The sequence below is a fragment of the Niallia sp. Marseille-Q9988 genome, from assembly GCF_976954375.1.
In genome coordinates, this window is the sequence record NZ_CDRJSZ010000003.1 from 473,498 (window position 1) to 492,902 (window position 19,405).

Below are 19,405 nucleotides of genomic sequence, written 5' to 3' on the forward strand. Positions count from 1 at the left end.
GGATTTTTGCATCTAGAGAAATAAATTACTTTATAAAGTTTTCTGAAATTATTAATCTTTTTAATTGAGAATAATTATCATTTGTTGTATAGTAGATAATACAATACTAATAATGGAGCAAGGAGAATATATAATGCAAATATACTGGACGAAAATAAATAAGATTATTGAGGAAACACCTGAGGTAAAAACTTACTTGCTCGACTGTCCAAAAGACTTTACATGGGAGGAAGGGTCCTATACTCATTTTGCACTAAAAGGTTTTAATGCCGGAGACAAACCAAACCGCAGCCTTGTTCGCCATATGTCAATCTCTTCTTTACCGGATGAAGATGCAATTGGTATTACAACGCGTATTAAAGAGCAGTGCTCTGAGTTCAAATCGATTTTAAGAAATCTTGAAGTTGGCAATGAAGTGGCAATATTTAAAACGCAATCAAATATACCGCTTAAAAGAGAAAGCAAAAATGTCTACTTGTTATCATCAGGTGTAGGTCTGGCTACTTTCAGATCACTTGTACTTGAATATCTCAAGCGTGCTGACAACATCAATCAAATTCATTCCTTGAACATCGATTCATCAAAAGCTTTCTTATTCACTGATATTTTTAAATCTGCACCTGAAAAGAACTTCAGCGCTCAGTTCGTCGATAATCGTAAGGACTATTATGAAGAAGTGAAAAATCTTGCTGCAGACAAGGATGGACACTTCTATATTGTTGGAAGTGATGACTTCATTGTACAGAATATTGAAGTACTACGTGAGCAGGGAATAACGCCTGAACAGATTATGCTTGATAAGCGTGAAAATGAACTGTCTAAGTTTTTAATCAATTAAATTTAGAGTTCGCTATCTTTACCATTATTTAAGATTGCGAAAAACATGAACGAAAAAGAGGCTGGGATATCAGCATTTCAACTGAAATAAACATGAACTATTATGCGATTAATTTACAAAAATATTCGTGTTTTTTAGAAAAAGGTTTGAAAACGAAGTGAAATGGAGCGGACGCCTCTCCAAACCAACTTATTATTTGCTTTCAAATAAATAAAACCTCATTTAATCTGGGGAACTAGACTTTTTCAGTGGCCTAAACGTAGTGACGAGGGAGGCTCAGCTTCCTCCCCGGCGCATCGTGCGTCTGTAGCGCAATGAAACGACTTAGTTCCCAGTCCTATTCTATTTAAACCATCCTTTTTCCTTAAATCTGGTGATGGCTTCTATTCGGTTTTTTACTTCAAGTTTGTCTAATATCATACTGATATAGTTTCGCACGGTTCCTGTTTTAATAGATAGTTCTTGAGCGATTTCTTTTGTATTTTTGCCATTCGCAACTAGCATAAGAACCTCTTTTTCCCGTTCGGTAAGGGGATTTTCTTCTTTGTAAACATCATCGACTAATTCTGGAGCGTAAATTCTTCTTCCCTCCATCACACTGCGGATGCTATTTGCTAAATCGTCGCTTGGACTGTCCTTGAGCAAATAAGCTGATACACCAGCTTTTAATGCACGCTGAAAATAACCAGTTCTAGCAAAGGTAGTTAATATAATGACTTTGCATGGGTGGCTCATAAGTTCTTCAGCTGCTTCTAATCCAGTTTTAGCAGGCATCTCTATATCCATTATACAAATATCAGGATTTTTTTCTTTGACTAGCTGAATGGCTTCTTCCCCATTGTTTGCTTTGCCAACAACCGTGATATCCTCTTCTAAATCAAGCAATGATCCCAGTGCACCTAAAAGAAGGCGTTGATCTTCGGCAATAACAATCCGGATCATAATAACTCCTCCCTTTCTATTATTTTTCCATCCCGCGGAACGGCTATTGTTACTATCGTTCCCGCTTTCGAGGTAATCTCTATCGTACCGTTGATAAAATCCAATCTTTCTCTCATGCCTGCTAGTCCGTTACCATTGTGAGCATCTTCTTCCTTAAAAGGAGTGGTTCCATTATCCTTGATTTCCATAATTGTTTCTTTATTATTTTGGTGGATGCTTATAGAGCAAGCTGTTGCATGGCTATGTCGAACAACATTTGTAACAGCTTCTTTTAAGCACATGCTTATAATATTTTCGGCAATGGATGATATTCTTAGATTGGAAGCTATATCGCAAGTCAGGTTAATTTCAGCTGCTTCTACTATTTTTTTTACAAGAAGGAGCTCGTCTTTTAATTTTATGCCACGCATTTCAGAGACCATTTTTCGGACTTCGTTTAGCGCTGATCTTGAAGTATGCTGAATATCTTTCAGTTCTAAGCGAGCTTGTTCCGGATCCTTATACACTAGTTTTCTGGCTAAATCACTTTTTAAACCGATCAGGGAAAGCTTTTGGCCAAGTGTATCATGAAGATCTCTGGCAATTCGCTGTCTTTCCTCCAGTTTAACTAAATGAGAAATACGCTTATTCGCATCTTCCAATTGTTCCTGCAGCTGATCTTTCTCTTTACGGTTCTGAATATTCAAGGGCAATAAAATTACGCCAAACCAGATAATCAGCACAAAGGGAAGCTGTTTTATCAGCAAAGGATCACCTAGTATAATTTTGAAGTAAATGGCAAATGTAGTAACTGCCAAGTGGATAAAGTAAAGGATGAAAAAGGGAATCCGTTTTTTTATATTGCCAATAAAATAGGAAAGAAAAAAGGAAAAATATACATAGCTGTATGTATAAATGGCAAAGGTGGATATCCCAATTAATAAGGAAGGCCATAAATAGATTGTCCAGCCTTTTGAAAGATAAGCGATTCTATAAAAAAGAAAAAATAAGATGGTCAGGATGATGCCAGAAATCACATCAACTGCTGAAGAAGCATGGAATATAAAGTAAAATGGCAAAATGGTAAGCAATGTCCAAATATAAGGAGATATGCCGGTGCTTTTTTTTAACACTTCTAATCTTTTTATCATCAGATTCTGACCTCGTTTTATTAACTGTTATTTATCCATTTTAACATAAACAAAGCAGCAATTAATGGTATTAATCCCTTCTAATTGCTGCTCAGATAGTTCATAAAGCAAACGAAATATTTCTGTTTTATTCTTCAGACCCGACTGATGAACTTTCTTTTAGGGCATTTCAGATCTTGCAGATATGGAAAGGGGTTTCTTCTGCTTTTTCCATTCATAAAAGCTGATAAACTTTTTGTCTTTTTCGTCCCACAGACGGAATTTTAAAGAGCGAAGACTGCTTGCTAGTGTTATGGTTGGAACATTCTGTAGAGGCTCTGTCTGTTTATGGACCTGTTCTAAGTTGTAATTAGGAACTCTTGGACTTAAATGATGCACATGGTGGTAGCCAATATTGCCAGTCAGCCATTGCATCCATTTTGGAAGATGGTAGAAAGAGCTTCCTTCTACGGCTGCCTTTACATAGTCCCAATTTTTATCTTCCTCAAAGTAAGTGTCTTCAAAAGTATGCTGCACATAAAACAGCCAAACTCCAACTGAACCGGATATTAGAAAGATTGGTAGCTGTACAAGCAAGAAAGAAGACCAGCCAAGCGTACTTCCAAGAAGCACAGCTAACAACACAATCGAAATATTCGTTATATACGTATTTAGTCTTTCCTTCGTTCTAGCCCCTTTACGGTTGAATCGATTTGCTAAAAGAAATTCATAAATAGGTCCTAATATAAACATAATGAACGGATTGCGGTACAAGCGATATTTGATTTTTAGCAACAAAGAGGCATTTTCATACTCTTCTATTGTCATCATCCATAAATCGCCGACTCCTCGTTTATCCAGGTTACTGCTTGTTGCATGATGAATAGAGTGGCTATGCTGCCATTTACTATAAGGGAATAATGTTAAGATTCCCGTAATAGTCCCTAAAATCTTATTTGCTTTACGGTTCTTAAAGAAAGAAAAGTGACAGCAATCATGAAAAATAATAAAAATCCTAACTAAAAATCCTGCTGCTGCTATCGCGATTACAAAGGTTAAAATATAAGAAATACTTAAGCTTTTGTATGCTGCAAACCATAGTATGACAAAGGGCAGAATAGTATTTACGAGCTGCCAGACACTTATCTTTACAGTGGATTTCTCAAAAGGTGCAACAGCAGTTCTCAATTGTTTTAAATTTTTTATATTCATTTTTAACTTCCCTTCTCTTAATGGATATCTATAGTATAAATATAAGCCAAACATATTGGCAGACATACATGTCATGTTCACTATATGACATTTGTCATATAGTTTTTTTCGCTGAAAAGGTTCTGTTAATAAAGGAAAAACATACTAAATATTTTCTTAGGTGAATAATTTTAATGAAATAATGGTTGCAAATATTTCCATTCTATAATAGAATGTTAAAAAATTGATTATTAGAAGCTTTGATAAGGACATGGGCTACTATTTCGGTTTCCAGAGAGGGAAGAATTGCTGAAAACTTCCTAACGCAGAATAAGTAACTTACCACCTTTGAGCAGCATTGGGGAACCTATTAGTATCCAATGCCGTAGATGCAAGCGTTATTGCTCCAAGCCATGAGAAAACCTTTATATGTTTTTTTTATGGGAAATTGGGTGGAACCACGGGTAAATGCACTCGTCCCTTCTTTCGGGATGAGTGCGTTTTTTGTTTTCAATTTTATAATAAAGCAATGAAAAGGACATGAATTATTTTTACTGTTATCAGAGAGGGAAGAACAGGTGAGAGCTTCCTAGCAAAGGGAAATAATTTACCACCTTTGAGCTATATTGGTGAACTAGAAGTAGTCAATATCGTTTATGCAACGTTACTGCACCAAGCCATAAGAAAACCACTGTGTTTTTTCATGGGAATTTGGGTGGAACCACGGGTAAAGACACTCGTCCCTTTCTTTAGGGATGAGTGTTTTTTTTATACCCAAAAACAAAAAGAGGAGTGAACAAAATGATTAAGGTAGTATTAGCAGATGGAAATAGCAAGGATTTTCCGAAGGGGAGTACGGTCGCTGAAATTGCTGAGTCTATAAGTGTAAGTTTGAAGAAGAAAGCAGTTGGTGCAAAGATAAATGACGAATGGATTGTAGATAGAAGTCATCGCATAGAGGAAGATGTACATTTGTCTATTATAACAATAGATTCCCGAGAGGGTGTTTCTATTATGCGCCATTCCAGCGCCCATGTAATGGCACAAGCGGTGAAAAGATTGTATCCGAATGTTCAGCTTGCAATCGGACCAGTTGTAGAGGACGGCTTTTATTATGATATGAAGCTTGACCATCGTTTAACGGTCAATGATTTAGAAGCTATTGAAACAGAGATGAAAAAAATTATCAAGGAAAATCTTCCCTTTATTCGAAAAGAGGTATCATATGAGAAAGCAAACGAGCTTTTTCAAGAAAAGGAGGAGAAGTTTAAACTGGAGCTTTTAGAGGCAATACCAAAAAATGAACCGATTTCCCTCTATCAACAAGGAGAGTTTATTGATTTATGCCGTGGCACTCATCTTCCCTCTACAGGTTTTATTAAAGCATTTAAATTAATGCGTGTATCTGGTGCTTACTGGAGAGGGGATAGTGAGAACGAAGTATTGCAGCGAGTATATGGAGTTGCATTTTCGAGTCGGCAGGAATTAGCGGAATACCTAGAGATGATAGAAGAAGCTGCTAAAAGGGATCATCGCAAGCTAGGAAAACAATTGGAGCTGTTTATGTTTTCAGAAGAGTCACCTGGCATGCCGTTTTACTTACCGAAAGGACAAATTATTCGCAATGAATTAGAGCAATTTTCAAGAGATCTTCAAGGAGAGGCTAGTTATGAAGAAGTGAGGACTCCGTTGATGATGAATGAGCGAATGTGGAAGCAATCAGGTCATTGGGATCATTACCATGAAAATATGTATTTTTCCGAAGTAGATGAACAAAAATTTGCATTAAAGCCGATGAATTGTCCGGGGCATATGCTTATATTCAAAAATAGTCTCTATTCTTATCGTGATTTGCCCATTCGATTAGCTGAATTTGGTCAGGTACACCGTCATGAATACAGTGGTGCACTAAACGGGATGCTTCGTGTTCGTACATTTTGCCAAGACGATGCCCATCTGTTTGTAAGAGAAGATCAAATCGAAGAGGAGATAAAAAACATCTTTCAATTAATTGATAAAGTCTATCGTACTTTTGGATTTGCCTATACTGTGGAACTCTCTACTAGACCAGAAGATTCGTTGGAAGGGGATGACATCTGGGAATTGGCAGAAGGTGCATTAAAAAATGTTTTAGAACATCTTGAAATAGAATATATTCTTAATGAAGGAGATGGAGCATTCTACGGTCCGAAAATTGATTTTCATATAAAGGATGCTTTAAAAAGAAGTCATCAATGTGCAACAATTCAGCTTGATTTTCAAATGCCAAAGCTTTTTAACCTAGCTTATATTAATGAGAACAATGAAAAAGTCTGTCCCGTTGTTATTCACCGTGCTATATATGGGTCAATTGATCGATTCTTTGGAATACTCATTGAACATTTTGCAGGTGCCTTTCCTGTTTGGCTTGCCCCCACACAGGTTGAAATTATTCCAGTCTCAACTGTTCACTTAGATTATTGCCTAGAAGTTCAATCTGCTTTAAAGGAAGCGGGGATAAGAGTGAAGATTGAGGACAGCAACGAAAAATTAGGGTATAAAATCAGAGCAGCACAAATGCAAAAGATACCATATATATTAGTACTCGGGGATAAAGAAAAAGAACAAAATAAAGTAAATGTAAGAAAGTATGGAGAAGCGGATTCTGAAGGACTATCTATAGAAACATTCAAACATATGATAGAAAAGCAAATAAAAGAAAGAAGTCTGTAAAATAGGAAGGGATTCTATATAAGTTATATGGAATCCCTATGCATTTTCTATTTACAGGCTACGGTTATATTGATATCTTTTCCATTGAAATCGGATAAAACAACCGATGCAAAATCCGAGGATGGCAACGATAGAAGCGACCCCAACCATAATCGTAAAGATGTAGCCGGCAATATTCCAGTTAAGGAAAAAGGAAATAGAGCCAGCAGCCAAACAAACTACAGCAATAATTTGGTTAAACTGTTGTTGATCCCAGTCTTCCTGACGGTATTCCTTCCTTGGTTTTTGGAGAAACAAGCTGGCTAATTTCATAATGGGATTCCAGTGAAACAATAAACCGCCTAATCCTGCTAAAAGAGGAATAAGCAAAATCCAGTATTGCTGCGTAAATAAACTAAGTAAAACAGAAAGAAAAATAATCCATTGGTTAGTACGAACTAATGGCTGTGGAATTGTTTTCGCTAGAGTAGTCACAAAAAACCAACCTTTCTTATAAGAATTATGTATATTATACGCTCTTATAAGAAATTTGTTAAGAATTAAATAAAAACTTGTAAGGTCAATATTCTTACAAGTTTTTATTCTGCTTCTCTTCTTCTAAAAAACTCCATAGTCTATACAGCTGAAGAACCGTTTTTTCTGGGTCGGTTATTAAATGATTATACATAGATGGATATTTCTGTAATTGAGAAAGGAGTAAAGCTTCTTCTATCGTAATTTCCTTTTCTGCCGTTTGATAGGATGCTCTTGCTTCCTTTGTCTCTGAGCGGCCAAGGAGATAATCAATGCTTACATCAAAATAATCAGCAAGTTTTTGTAATGTGTCTGTATCAGGTTTTCGATTACCTGTTTCATACCCTGAGATAGATACCTTTGTCACATTCATTGCATCCCCAAGCGTTTGTTGAGAAATGTTTGCTGACTTACGTAAATACCTCAATCTTTCTGGAAAATTCATCTGAATCAGCTCCTCATTTCGATACTTCTATTATATGTTAACAAATAGCTAACAGTAAATGATGAATATTTGTTAACAAATACGGAATTTTATATTGAAGTAAACTACTGGTTTACGTATAATTTTAATAAAAGGAAAAAAGATGATTGGTAGATGGGGTGTAAAAAATGCATTGGAATACACTGCGTATCATAAGAAAGCAATACGGCTATACCTATCAAATGATGGCTGATAAGCTAGGCATTACAAAGTCATATTATTGGCAAATTGAGAATGGCAAACGAGGATTATCTTATGAACAAGCAGTACAGATATCTAGTATTTTTTCCAAAACACCAGACGAAGTTTTTCTTCCAGATTATATAGTTAAATGATTTTCGCAATAAGAATAGAATTTAATAGGTATGAAGGAGGTTTATAGTGAAGGAGCAAATATACGTAACCGAGGAAAATCTTTTATTAATAAAAGAGGCGTTGGATTTTAGTATAAGAAATGCATCCAAAGGAATTCTATTCATTTTAGAAATGGTAAGCGAGAAAGTAACAACAAGCAACGATTGTACATTAAAGCTAGATGGAATGGAAATGGAAATTATTCTTGTATCATTGATTGAATTTGGGATTAGTTTACTATCATTTCATTCAGAGAAGGGAAATTTATGTATGAAAGAAGCAATTAGAATGGAACAGATCAAGCCGGGGTATCAAAGGAAAAATGGTCCAAAAATTATGTGTTAATTATTCTATTTACTCAATCGATTAGAAGGATTGGTTGATTTTCTTCTCGTACTATGTAAAAGTAAAGAGACTAACGAGAGAGGAAGATCAGAGTGAAAAAAAGAAATGTTGGTTTTATTGGGTGTGGAAAAATGGCCCAGGCGATGGTAAATGGAATGCTTCAATCTTCTTTTGCGAAGAGAGAAGAAATTTTGGCAAGCACAAAGTCGGCAGAGAGCGCACAAAATGTTAAGGAAGCTTTTCAAATAGAAACTACCTTGGATAATAAACAAGTAGCAAGTTATGCGGATGTTCTAATTGTTGCGGTTAAACCACATTTATATGGAGAGGTGTTACAAGAAATCTCCTCTTATGTGAAGGAAGAAACAATCATTGTTACAGTTGCTGCTGGAATTGATATAGCATACATAGAATCTCAAATGTCCAAGCAAATAAAGGTTATTCGCTCTATGCCAAATACTCCTTCCCTTGTAGGAGAAGGGATGACTGTATTTTGTGCAAATGATCGGATGAACGAAAAGGACATTGCTTTTATAAAAGATATGTTTGCATCATTTGGAAAAGTAGAACTGGTAGAAGAAAGTTTAATGGATTCTATTCCAGCCATTAGCGGCTCTTCTCCAGCATATGTGTATATGTTTATTGAAGCATTGGCAGATGGCGGTGTCCGTAGTGGGATTCCAAGAGATAAAGCTTATAAATTGGCTGCCCAATCTGTTTTAGGTGCTGCGAAGATGGTTTTAGAAACAGGCAAGCATCCTGGGGTATTAAAAGATGAAGTATGCACACCTGGTGGAGCAACGATTGAAGCAATCACTACGTTAGAACAGCATCAATTTAGAGGGACAATTTTAGCGGCAATGGAAAGCTGTGACCTGAAAAATAAAAACATGCAAAAATAGCTATGGAATTTATCTGAAAAATTAGTAGGAATAGGGAACGGTGATTCTCCTACTAATTTTTTTTATATCCATTCAAAACTAGATGGAAATCTTCTTTTTTGACAATAATGTCGTAAAGATAGCGACACAGAAAATAGTCATAAAAGAGGCTATAAGTGTAGGAATACCGACAATTTTATAGCCACTTAATAAAACTATACCGTCTATTAAAAAGATGATGATTCCCACATGAATGGATAGGATATTTGCAAGCACTTGGGCAAGAAGGTCTGTTCCCCCGGTGCTTGTCTCAAATCGAAGCATAACCCCAATCCCAACTCCAATAATTACTCCACCGAGAATAGCACTTAATACAAGATTTAGCGAGAAGATTTCTCGTAAAAAAGAAAGTACGTCAATAGAAAAAGAAGAAGTAAGAAATCCGAAAATTCCATAAATGAAATAATCCTTATTATAAAACCAAACAAGTATATACAAGGGTAAACTTAAAATCATCATCGAAAGACCTGTTGGAATGTCATAGTGATAATGAAGGATAAGCCCAATTCCAATAATACCTCCATCTAGAAGATGATGAGGCACTAAAAACCCATTAACCCCAATGCCTATTAGTAAGCTCCCGACAAAAATGGCAGCGATTTTTTCCATCACTAAACATCATCCTAACTTTTCTTGTCCATTTTATTCATATCTATGTGAAAAAGAAGAAAAATAGAAGGGGGTATGTGGAAGGGAAAAATATTTTAATAAGAGAGTCTACTATTATATATAATAATTTGAATAGACAGAAAAATAGGTTGTCAGATAGATAGAATAGCAATAAACTTAAAACTAAAGAAAAACCAGGGGATGAAGGTATGTATAATCAATTGGCATCTTTAACATTAGCACAACAAGTAGAATTTTTGACAAAAAGACTTATTGAAATGGAAAGCTATAGTGGAACAGCAGGAGAATTAGACAAGGCTAACTATTTATATGAAATAATTGCCTCCTTTCCTTATTTTCAGGCATATCCAGATTATGTATGGAAGCAGGACATAGAAGGGGATGAACGGATAAATGTATGGGCTTTTTTACAAGGCAATTCAAATAAAAAAGAAACGGTGATTTACCATGCACATGTAGATACTGTAGGGATAGAAGATTATGGAAAGCTAAAGGACATTGCTCATGATCCGGATAAACTAGCAGCATTTTTTAAAAGCTATGATGGGGATGAAGAGGCTAGACACGATGCCCGAAGCGGAGATTGGATGTTTGGGAGAGGTTCTCTTGATATGCAAAGTGGAATAAGTATTCATCTAGCAAATATTCTCTATTACATGAATCATCGAGAAAAGCTTGATGGAAATATTCTAATCTTATTCAATGCCGATGAGGAGAATCAGCATGTTGGCATTAGAGGAGCTTTAGGTGAACTCGTTCGTCTTCAACAAGAAAGAGGATTATCCTATGTAGCTGCTATTAATAATGATTTCATTTCGCCTTTATACAATGGAGATCAAACAAAATATGTATATTGTGGGGGAGCAGGAAAGTTATTGCCCTGTTTTTCTATTTTAGGAAGAGAGGCACATGTTGGCGAAAGCTTGCTTGGGATTGACCCGACATTAATTGCTTCAGAGATTAATAGAAGCATTAATCAAAATTTTTCTCTAGCAGAAAAGCTGGATAATGAATTAGTCCTACCGCCTAGCTGTTTGTTTATGAAAGAGAGTAAGCAAAGCTATAATGTTCAAACACCTGTTAGTATCAGAATGTATTTTAATTATTTTATTTATAAAAAAACACCAAGTGATGTATTAGTCTCCTTAAAAAGGATCGCCCAAACTGCATGTGTAAAGATAGAGAACAAATTAGCGAATAACTACACTGCATTTTGTAAAGCGAATAATCTCCCAGAACGGTCGATTAACTGGAAAACAGATGTGATGACAATTCAAGAATATATAGAGTATTTAAAGGAGCATGGAGAAGAACCAGAAAAGCACTTGAATAGCTTACTAAAAAGCTTGCCGGAAGATTTAGATGATCGATTAAAAGCTTTTGAACTAGTAGAAGGCTTACAGCAATTAGATCCAGAAAAGAAGCCTCGGGTTATTCTGTTTTTTGCTACACCATTCTTACCATCTAATACGTTACAAATGGATGAACAGTCCGTTTATTTAAAAGAAGTATTGGAAGAAGTGTTACAAGAGGCGGAAGAGGAGTACAAGGAAGTATTTCCGTTAAGAGGGTATTTCCCTTATTTATGTGACGGTAGCTTCTTAGCATTTAATGGGAATCAAACAGAGATTGAAACAGTGGTCGCAAATTTTCCAGGAATGAATGAATTATTTCCATTAGATTTGGGAAAAATGCAGAGTCTAAATATTCCTGCTCTTAACATTGGTGTATATGGAAAAGGGGGACATAAATGGACGGAAAGAGTATATAAACCCTATACTTTTCAAACTTTGCCTTTACTTATTAGAAAGGTTACAGAGAGATTACTTACACTTTAAAATAAAAAAAGCATCTTTACGCGAAGGGTAAAGATGCTTTTTTGCTTTAGTTATAGTACTAAATTTTTTTATTAAAAAAAGAAATGAAGAATGTAGTAACAAATTGCAGCGATGCTTGCTGAAATTGGCAATGTAATTACCCATGTAATAATCATTCGTTGTGCTGTTCCCCATTTAACCCCTTTTAAGCGGTGTGCTGATCCAACACCAAGAATAGAAGAAGAAATAACATGGGTTGTACTAACTGGAAGATGAATTAAAGTTGATCCGAAAATAATCATTGCCCCTGATAAATCAGCTGCAACGCCATTTACTGGTCGGATTTTCATAATATTTCCACCAACTGTTTTAATAATTCTCCATCCACCGACAGAAGTTCCGAGTCCCATTGCAGTAGCACATGCTAATTGCACCCAAAATGGCACATCACCAGTTGAAACATAATTATTAGCTAATAATGCCATTGTGATAATTCCCATTGCTTTTTGAGCGTCATTAGTTCCATGTGTATAAGATTGCAATGCTGCTGTGAATATTTGAAAATAACGGAACCGTCTATTTGTTTTTGTTAAATTTAAATCCCTAAAGAAGAATTTAAAAATGGAGTATATGATAAATCCAACAACAAAGGCGATGATTGGTGAGAGAATCAATGCCTCAATAATTTTAATAAAACCAGTATAATTAAGCGATGAGAATCCAGATGAAGCAATAGCAGCTCCAGCGATTGACCCAATAATTGCATGGGATGAGCTACTTGGTATTCCGAAATACCATGTAACCAAATTCCATATAATTGCAGAAATCAATGCAGCAAGGATAACGAGTGAACCATTTGTTAAAGCAAATGGGTCTACAATCCCCTTTGTAATTGTTTTTGCAACGCCTGTAAATGTCATTGCACCAACAAAGTTCATACATGCTGCCATAATAATCGCATGCTTTGGTTTTAATGCTTTTGTTGACACTGCAGTCGCAATGGAGTTGGCTGTATCATGGAAGCCATTGATAAAGTCAAATGCTAATGCAAAGACAACGATTAATATAGTAAGTATTAATAATGTATTCATTGGAAAAAGACTCCTTACGCGTTCTTCATAATAATACTTTCAAGTGTGTTTGCGACACTTTGACAGTAGTCTGCAATATCCTCAAGATTTTCATAAACTTCTTTATATTGGATAATGCGAATTGGATCTTTTTCTACAGAGAACAGATTTTTAATAGATTGTCGTAAAATGCCATCACATTTTGATTCATGATCTTTAATTCTAATAGCATACTCTCTAATTTTAGGTAATTTCTTTGTTGTAAGTAGGTCTACTGCTTTGTCAATTTCAACTGCACAATTCTTTATTTCTTCCACAAAGCGAAGCATATATTCATCTGCACTAATAATATTGTACATTTCAAATAGTGCTGCAGTATGCTCTAAACCATCTAATACATCATCCATACTCATCGTAAGAGCTAGTATGTCTTCTCTTTCAATCGGTGTAATAAATGCTTTATTTAATTCAGTGATTACTTCATGAACATATGTATCACCTTTTGTTTCGATTTCTTTCATTGTTTCAGAAAAAGTTTTTAAATCGCTAACATTTGTCAATTTATAGTCAGCAAAAAAGTCTGCTCCTTCTTTTAAATTTGAAGCGATATTTTTTAACATAACAGCAAACTTATCTTGTTTTTTAAAAACCATTGCGGTTACCTCCATTAATATATAACAAATTATGACTAAGCCTTACATATTTTATAGGAAACTTGTCGAATAGCCTAGTGTTTTTTTAATAAATTTACAAAATCTTAATATTTGATTTACGAAATTTTAAGAAAATAGCCTTACATATTTACAAAGTTTGCACTAATTTAACATTTTTAGTGATATTCCCTTCGATTTCTCCTTTCCTAACAACCGTGTCCAATTTGTTATTCTAGAATATAGTAATAACATAATTCCTAGGGAGGAGGAGGTACCGTGTTAATCGATGACACGATTCTTATTCGAAAAACACAAGAGACAGAATTAACTTATGTGCGAAAAACAGAAAAAGATCCTACTAATAGTCCTTATATATTACAATGGTCCTTACAGGAACATAAAAGGGCGCTTACAGATAATCCTAATATATTACATTTACTTGTTATCGAAAGATTATCGAATAAACCAGTTGGCTATGTCCTAATAAATGGATTGGAAGATGAAAATGATAGCATGGAAATAAAAAGAATTGCTTTTTCGGAAAAAGGAAAAGGATATGGAAGAAAAATGTTGCACTTAATAAAACAATGGGCTTTTACTGACATGCATGCAAATCGATTATGGCTCGAGGTAGTAGATCACAACTTCCGTGCAAAATCTCTATATGAATCAGAGGGATTTAAGATAGAGGGATTACAACGAGAAGCAATAAAAATAAATAATAATTACCAATCAATTTATATGATGTCCATATTAAGGAAGGAATATCAAGAAAATAAATGATTATTAAGCGAATAATGGATGTAATATAAAGGAAGAAAAAGGTGAAAAAGTGGAGAAGCAAGTAGTCTTAATAACAGGAGCAAACAGTGGATTTGGTCAATTAATGGCACTAGAATTTGCAAAATCAGAATATATCGTTATAGCATCAATGAGAGATAGGAACAAAGGAAAACAATTAATCGATACGGCAACAAAATTAGGGGTAATATCCAATATTAAGATCACCTCTTTGGATATTACTTCTGCCCAATCGGTAGAGAACTTAACGTTAATGTTGCAGGATATTGGACAAGTCGATTTATTGATAAATAATGCTGGCTATGCTGGAGGTGGTTTTTCGGAGGAAATTCCGATTGATGAATATCAGCTTCAGATGGAAACAAATTTTTTGGGGGCAATTCGTGTAACGCAAAGTGTACTTCCTTTCATGAGAGAGAAAGGGAGTGGAATGATTATTAATATGAGTAGTATAAGTGGAAAAATTGGATTTCCGGGTTTATCACCATATGTCTCTTCTAAGTTTGCATTAGAAGGATGGAGTGAGAGCTTAAGATTAGAATTGGCTCCTTTTTCTATTCCGGTAATTCTTGTAGAACCTGGATCTTTTCAAACTAATATTTGGACTACAGGAAAGAAGGTAACCGTAAAATCCACCTTGTCTTCTTCTCCGTATTTTTCATACATGAAACAATTGGATACATATTTACAAAGAAATAGAATAAAGGATGGAGATCCAATGGAAGTAGCGAAAAAAGTAGTTGCGATCGCTCAAACAAAGCATCCAAGATTGCGCTATGTCATTGGGAAAGGAACGAGAAGTACAATCCTGTTAAAGAACATGCTTCCTTGGAAATGGTGGGAGAAAATCGTTCTATTTATCTTAAATTCAAAATATATTAAGAAGTAGTCTTTTTGTTGTTAGAAGCAAGAAGAGGTTATTGAACGAGTATTTATATGAAAAAGTTAAATCAAAATTATAGAGAAGTATTCAAATAAGTGTTATTATATGGATAATTCTGATTTTGGGGGTGTTTTGTTTGGTCAAAAGCATCGAACATAAAGTGAAACTACATAACGGAGTAGAGATACCTCAATTAGGTATCGGCGTCTTTAAAGTAGAAGAAGGAGAGACAGTAATCCAAACGGTAAAAGCAGCTTTGGAACTTGGCTATCGTTCTATCGATACTGCCGCCATTTATAAGAATGAAGAAGGGGTAGGTAAAGCGATAAAAGAAAGCGCTGTCTTGAGGAATTCTCTATTTATCACCACAAAAGTTTGGAATGAAGACCAAGGGTATGATTCTACACTACGTGCATTTGAAGCGAGTTTAAAGAAATTGGATTTGGACTATCTTGATCTATATTTAATTCATTGGCCAGGAAAAGATAAATACGTCGAAACATGGAAAGCACTTGAAAGACTGTATGACGAAGGAGTCGTTAAGGCAATTGGAGTAAGTAATTTTCAGGAACATCATTTAGAGCATTTGCTAGCAAATGCGAATGAGGTTCCAACCGTTAATCAGATTGAACTCCATCCAAGACTTTCGCAAGAGAAATTAAGGGAGTACTGTCAGCAAAAAGAGATAAAAATTGAAGCCTGGTCACCGATAGCTAAAGGTCGATTAGTAAATGAACCAACCCTTAACTATATTGCAAAAAAACATGGCAAGACACCAGTTCAAGTTATTTTACGTTGGCATCTCCAAAATGGAAACATCATTATTCCAAAATCGATTCATCCTGAAAGAATAAAAGAAAATGCGGAGATATTTGATTTTCAACTTAGCTTGGTAGAAATGGATCAAATAGATCGATTAAATATGAACGAACGACTTGGAAGTAATCCAGATGAAGTGATTTTTTAATTTCTTGCACTTTTATTTATTTTAATAGGAACAAAAGATCTATGCCAAATTATAAAATGGTGTAGATCTTTTTTTGAAACATATTATCAAAATCTTCCTAACAAAATGAATGTTTTTAGTAGGTTTAAAAGAATCAAAGGGTGGTAAATATAAGTACAAGCAGATAGTGAAAAAAACCGTACGGGTAAATAATAAGCTGCAGCATGATTCCTCACTATCTCATGTTAAAAAATTAAACACTATAATAAAAGGAGTGTTATATATGGGATTTCTATGGTCATTAATTATAGGTGGTATTATTGGATGGTTAGCGGGATTAATCGTTGGTAAAGATATTCCTGGTGGAGTAATTGGAAATATTATAGCTGGTTTTGTTGGTGCATGGTTAGGATCATTAATTCTTGGAGATTGGGGTCCATCAATTGCAGATTTTGCAATAATTCCAAGTATTATTGGTGCAGTTATTTTAGTCTTTATTTTAAGTCTAATTATGCGCGGCATGCGTAAAACAACATAAAAGGTATAAAAGGAAAGGAAATGAGCTTTTTTGGCCCATTTCCTTTTTACTTTGTTTCCTTTAATATTTCTTCCCAGTTTGCATTAGGAAAAATTGGCTGTTTGTCTAATGGAGGTGCAAAGACAGTTATTTCCTCCTTAGAGATAGGATGGATGAATTGTAGTTTTACCGCATGTAGAGCTTGTCGATTAAAAATCGGTTTTCCGCCATATAGTATATCGCCAGCAAGAGGATGATGAATGGAGCTTAAATGAACTCTTATCTGATGGGTTCTGCCTGTATCCAATGAACACGAGATAAGTGTCAGTCCTTCATTTGGCAATTGTTTTATTCGTTTAAAATGGGTGATTGCCGTTTGTCCTGTTTCTGATATTCTTCTTCGGCTTCCGTGGTGCCTATCCTTCCCTATTGGTTTATTAATCGTTCCTTTTTTTTGTGATAAGAATCCTTGAACAAGAGCGATATAGGTTCTTTTAATTTTTCGTTCCCGTAACATATAATCGAGCATGTTTGCGATTAAATCGTGTTTAGCAAACAAAACACAGCCAGTTGTATCTCGATCTAAGCGATGTATATGCTTTAACGGTCTTTCTTCCCCATTCATAAGTAAATGGTAGGCAACTCCATTCAATAATGAAGACGCATCTACTGAAGAATGTGGATGTGTATCAATAGAAGCTGGCTTATTAACAACGAGCAGAAAATCATCTTCATAAAGGATTGATAAATCCATATAGGTCGGAATGATATCATTTGGTTGTGGCTGAAATAGTTTTATTTTTAAAATATCTTCCTTCTTGAGCATCGTATTCCAAGGAACATTTTGGTTATTTAACTGGACCTTTTTCTCCATTTTAAACAGATGAATTTGTTTTTTTGATGCCAACAATACCTCTGAAAAGAATGCTTCAATTAATAATCCTTCCCATTGTAGAGGGATTTTGAGCAGAAGCCAATCTCCCTTTTTTTCAAATATCATATAAAATCTCCTTTACTTCTCTATAAGTATACATAAAAAAATAGGTTTAAATTTGACATAGTCATCATATCATGGTTTTAATTACCACAGAAATGGTTTTGTGGGATATGGTAGACTAGTGGTAATAATAGAAACAAAGAGGGTGTCTCATTTCATGAAAGTAGTTTTTGCATCAACACCAACACAAGAGGAAAGAATTGATGAACTGATTCAGACCTTTTACTCGAAGATATTTCCTTTCTATTTTTCAGATAAGGAAATAAATAAGTTTGAACGGTTAAAGGTGCTTACGATCACTCCCGACAAAGCACAGCAATTAAGTACATTAAAAACATCTTATCAAGTAATTGCAAGTCTTCAAACCCTTGTGAATATTTTAGAAGCTCCAGAAGATAAACATAAATATAAACATCTATTTGCTAAAAATGTTCGAATTTTAGAGGACTTGGATATCTTCTTCCCATTTGATTTAGACAATTTTAAACGCAATGAGGATGGAAGTTCCTTTAATCAATCAAATTTTAGTATGTATGCAGAGGCAACTAATCAGTATTTAGTATAAACCTTTTATTGCTTGCACTTATTATTCCTATCTGGAATTAAAATAAGCCGTCGCTTATACCGCGACGGCTTATTTTTAAAGAATTCTATTTCGAAACACTATATTCTTCTAGCCACTGTCTAAATACTTCAGGTTCTTTATAGCCGTTAATTCTACCTACTTCTTCTCCATTTTTGTACTGAACGATTGTTGGGGTTGAATCAATATTGTACTTATCCCATCCTTCTTCGAATTCCCATAGGTTATATTGATCAATCGATACATCTAATTCCTCTGCAAGTGGCATTAATTCTGGTGTCGTCTGTTTACAATACACACAATTTGAACTAAAGAAGTATACGGTAACATCTTCTTCTGTTTTTAATTTTTCCTCGAGTGCATCAGGAACAATAATATTTTGGTAATTTGGATCATCTAATATTTCCATTGTTTCAGGTTCCAAATCCTCTTTTTCATATAAATTTCCTTCTACTGCTTTTTCTTTTTGCATATTAGATAAAAAGGCTACTCCTGCAAATAATATAATAATAAAAACTAAGAAAAAAATTACCTTTTTCATTTATTCATCTCCTTTGTTTTTTTCCAAATGATGATGCTACAAGTAAAGATAATAATAAATCCAACAAGTGCCATGAAGGGGATTGTGATAAAGCCTAGCCAATTTATGTATTCGCCTGTGCAAGGGACTGGTCCACAAGCGGCAGAGCTTTCAAAGATGCTAGCTAATTTTTGTTTCGAGTAATGGTAAATGGAAATGCATGCACCGAAACCTGAAAGAAACATTGTGTAAAAAGTGATTTTATAATCTTTTCGGATTACAGCAATTCCTAAAATAATCACAAAGGGGTACATTAATATCCGTTGATACCAACATAATGTACAAGGCACGAACTCTCTAATTTCTGAAAAGTATAGGCTGCCGAACATACTGAGAACAGATGCAATCCAAGCTAAGTATAAAAGATGCTCTCGGGAATCATTCTTTGTTTTTTCTTCCATACGATTCTCCTTTATTGTCTTTATTCAACCACTTAAAAACATTTTCAATATAGAAAAAGTATAAAGCTATTTGGAAATGATGTAAACAAACTAGTTTT

The 19,405-nt window shown here is 34.8% G+C and carries 22 protein-coding genes and 2 other annotated features; of the genes, 11 read left to right on the forward strand and 11 right to left on the reverse strand.

All coding sequences use genetic code 11. The features are described from left to right. Window positions 1-133: 133 nt before the first annotated feature. Complete coding sequence (locus tag ACWNMZ_RS06440) at window positions 134-838, forward strand: FAD-dependent oxidoreductase (protein ID WP_031535757.1); 705 nt, start codon at window positions 134-136, stop codon at window positions 836-838. Window positions 839-1,180: 342 nt separating this feature from the next. Here ACWNMZ_RS06440 and ACWNMZ_RS06445 read toward each other — a convergent pair whose 3' ends face one another. The 3 genes from ACWNMZ_RS06445 to ACWNMZ_RS06455 all read right to left on the reverse strand — a co-directional run bounded on the left by ACWNMZ_RS06445 (window position 1,181) and on the right by ACWNMZ_RS06455 (window position 4,101). Continuing rightward, on the reverse strand, window positions 1,181-1,780 hold the full coding sequence (locus tag ACWNMZ_RS06445) for a response regulator transcription factor (RefSeq protein WP_031535755.1): 600 nt from the start codon (window positions 1,778-1,780) through the stop codon (window positions 1,181-1,183). Further along, window positions 1,777-2,910: a sensor histidine kinase gene (locus ACWNMZ_RS06450; protein ID WP_031535753.1), complete on the reverse strand. Its 1,134-nt coding sequence runs from the start codon at window positions 2,908-2,910 to the stop codon at window positions 1,777-1,779. The genes ACWNMZ_RS06445 and ACWNMZ_RS06450 overlap by 4 nt, the downstream gene beginning before the upstream one ends. Window positions 2,911-3,069: 159 nt before the next feature. After that, window positions 3,070-4,101 (reverse strand): fatty acid desaturase, encoded by a 1,032-nt coding sequence (locus ACWNMZ_RS06455; RefSeq protein WP_031535752.1) that lies wholly within the window; start codon window positions 4,099-4,101, stop codon window positions 3,070-3,072. Between the two features lie 230 nt (window positions 4,102-4,331). Continuing rightward, window positions 4,332-4,565: a binding site (T-box leader), on the forward strand. Window positions 4,566-4,600: 35 nt separating this feature from the next. After that, window positions 4,601-4,828, forward strand: a binding site (T-box leader). A 44-nt stretch (window positions 4,829-4,872) separates the two neighbouring features. Here ACWNMZ_RS06455 and thrS point away from each other — a divergent pair. Then, entirely contained in the window at window positions 4,873-6,792 is a 1,920-nt protein-coding gene (gene thrS / locus ACWNMZ_RS06460; RefSeq protein ID WP_031535751.1) for a threonine--tRNA ligase, read from the forward strand. Between the two features lie 51 nt (window positions 6,793-6,843). On the opposite strand, the gene ACWNMZ_RS06465 is transcribed toward thrS, so the two are convergent. Next, window positions 6,844-7,266: a DUF4395 domain-containing protein gene (locus ACWNMZ_RS06465; protein ID WP_031535750.1), complete on the reverse strand. Its 423-nt coding sequence runs from the start codon at window positions 7,264-7,266 to the stop codon at window positions 6,844-6,846. A gap of 94 nt (window positions 7,267-7,360) precedes the next feature. Beyond that, on the reverse strand, window positions 7,361-7,750 hold the full coding sequence (locus tag ACWNMZ_RS06470) for a helix-turn-helix domain-containing protein (RefSeq protein ID WP_031535748.1): 390 nt from the start codon (window positions 7,748-7,750) through the stop codon (window positions 7,361-7,363). A gap of 167 nt (window positions 7,751-7,917) precedes the next feature. Between ACWNMZ_RS06470 and ACWNMZ_RS06475 the strand changes: the two genes are divergently transcribed. From ACWNMZ_RS06475 to proC, 3 genes are all read left to right on the forward strand, one after another. Then, window positions 7,918-8,124, forward strand: coding sequence for a helix-turn-helix transcriptional regulator (locus tag ACWNMZ_RS06475; RefSeq protein WP_031535746.1), 207 nt, complete (start codon window positions 7,918-7,920; stop codon window positions 8,122-8,124). Between the two features lie 46 nt (window positions 8,125-8,170). Next, window positions 8,171-8,488, forward strand: a complete 318-nt coding sequence (locus ACWNMZ_RS06480) for a hypothetical protein (RefSeq protein ID WP_031535744.1) — start codon at window positions 8,171-8,173, stop codon at window positions 8,486-8,488. A gap of 92 nt (window positions 8,489-8,580) precedes the next feature. Further along, entirely contained in the window at window positions 8,581-9,390 is an 810-nt protein-coding gene (proC, locus tag ACWNMZ_RS06485; protein WP_031535740.1) for a pyrroline-5-carboxylate reductase, read from the forward strand. Window positions 9,391-9,468: 78 nt separating this feature from the next. Here proC and ACWNMZ_RS06490 read toward each other — a convergent pair whose 3' ends face one another. Next, a complete protein-coding gene (locus tag ACWNMZ_RS06490; RefSeq protein WP_231512507.1) occupies window positions 9,469-10,038 on the reverse strand; it encodes a YitT family protein in 570 nt (189 codons plus the stop codon). Between the two features lie 209 nt (window positions 10,039-10,247). On the opposite strand from ACWNMZ_RS06490, the gene ACWNMZ_RS06495 reads away from it, so the two are divergent. Further along, window positions 10,248-11,897 (forward strand): M20/M25/M40 family metallo-hydrolase, encoded by a 1,650-nt coding sequence (locus tag ACWNMZ_RS06495; protein WP_031535735.1) that lies wholly within the window; start codon window positions 10,248-10,250, stop codon window positions 11,895-11,897. A 71-nt stretch (window positions 11,898-11,968) separates the two neighbouring features. Here the strand turns inward: ACWNMZ_RS06495 and ACWNMZ_RS06500 are convergent, their stop codons facing one another. Next, window positions 11,969-12,967 carry an inorganic phosphate transporter gene (locus ACWNMZ_RS06500; RefSeq protein WP_031535733.1) on the reverse strand — a complete coding sequence of 333 codons (999 nt, stop codon included), beginning with the start codon at window positions 12,965-12,967 and terminating at the stop codon, window positions 11,969-11,971. Window positions 12,968-12,981: 14 nt separating this feature from the next. Further along, window positions 12,982-13,599, reverse strand: coding sequence for a DUF47 domain-containing protein (locus tag ACWNMZ_RS06505; RefSeq protein ID WP_016201885.1), 618 nt, complete (start codon window positions 13,597-13,599; stop codon window positions 12,982-12,984). 276 nt (window positions 13,600-13,875) lie between these two features. Between ACWNMZ_RS06505 and ACWNMZ_RS06510 the strand changes: the two genes are divergently transcribed. The 4 genes from ACWNMZ_RS06510 (at window position 13,876) to ACWNMZ_RS06525 (ending at window position 16,767) form a co-directional block, all read left to right on the forward strand. After that, window positions 13,876-14,382 (forward strand): GNAT family N-acetyltransferase, encoded by a 507-nt coding sequence (locus ACWNMZ_RS06510; protein ID WP_031535731.1) that lies wholly within the window; start codon window positions 13,876-13,878, stop codon window positions 14,380-14,382. A gap of 49 nt (window positions 14,383-14,431) precedes the next feature. Further along, window positions 14,432-15,289, forward strand: a complete 858-nt coding sequence (locus ACWNMZ_RS06515; RefSeq protein WP_031535729.1) for an SDR family oxidoreductase — start codon at window positions 14,432-14,434, stop codon at window positions 15,287-15,289. A gap of 130 nt (window positions 15,290-15,419) precedes the next feature. Further along, entirely contained in the window at window positions 15,420-16,250 is an 831-nt protein-coding gene (locus ACWNMZ_RS06520; RefSeq protein ID WP_031535727.1) for an aldo/keto reductase, read from the forward strand. A 262-nt stretch (window positions 16,251-16,512) separates the two neighbouring features. Beyond that, window positions 16,513-16,767 (forward strand): GlsB/YeaQ/YmgE family stress response membrane protein, encoded by a 255-nt coding sequence (locus ACWNMZ_RS06525; protein ID WP_031535725.1) that lies wholly within the window; start codon window positions 16,513-16,515, stop codon window positions 16,765-16,767. A 46-nt stretch (window positions 16,768-16,813) separates the two neighbouring features. Here ACWNMZ_RS06525 and ACWNMZ_RS06530 read toward each other — a convergent pair whose 3' ends face one another. Next, complete coding sequence (locus tag ACWNMZ_RS06530) at window positions 16,814-17,746, reverse strand: RluA family pseudouridine synthase (protein WP_031535723.1); 933 nt, start codon at window positions 17,744-17,746, stop codon at window positions 16,814-16,816. Between the two features lie 154 nt (window positions 17,747-17,900). Between ACWNMZ_RS06530 and ACWNMZ_RS06535 the strand changes: the two genes are divergently transcribed. After that, a complete protein-coding gene (locus ACWNMZ_RS06535; RefSeq protein ID WP_031535721.1) occupies window positions 17,901-18,308 on the forward strand; it encodes a DUF5365 family protein in 408 nt (135 codons plus the stop codon). 85 nt (window positions 18,309-18,393) lie between these two features. Here ACWNMZ_RS06535 and ACWNMZ_RS06540 read toward each other — a convergent pair whose 3' ends face one another. Beyond that, the gene (locus ACWNMZ_RS06540) at window positions 18,394-18,867 is read right to left on the reverse strand and encodes a thioredoxin family protein (protein ID WP_031535719.1); all 474 of its coding nucleotides are present in this window, start codon (window positions 18,865-18,867) and stop codon (window positions 18,394-18,396) included. After that, entirely contained in the window at window positions 18,864-19,307 is a 444-nt protein-coding gene (locus ACWNMZ_RS06545) for a disulfide oxidoreductase (protein ID WP_031535717.1), read from the reverse strand. The genes ACWNMZ_RS06540 and ACWNMZ_RS06545 overlap by 4 nt, the downstream gene beginning before the upstream one ends. Between the last annotated feature and the right edge of the window lie 98 nt (window positions 19,308-19,405).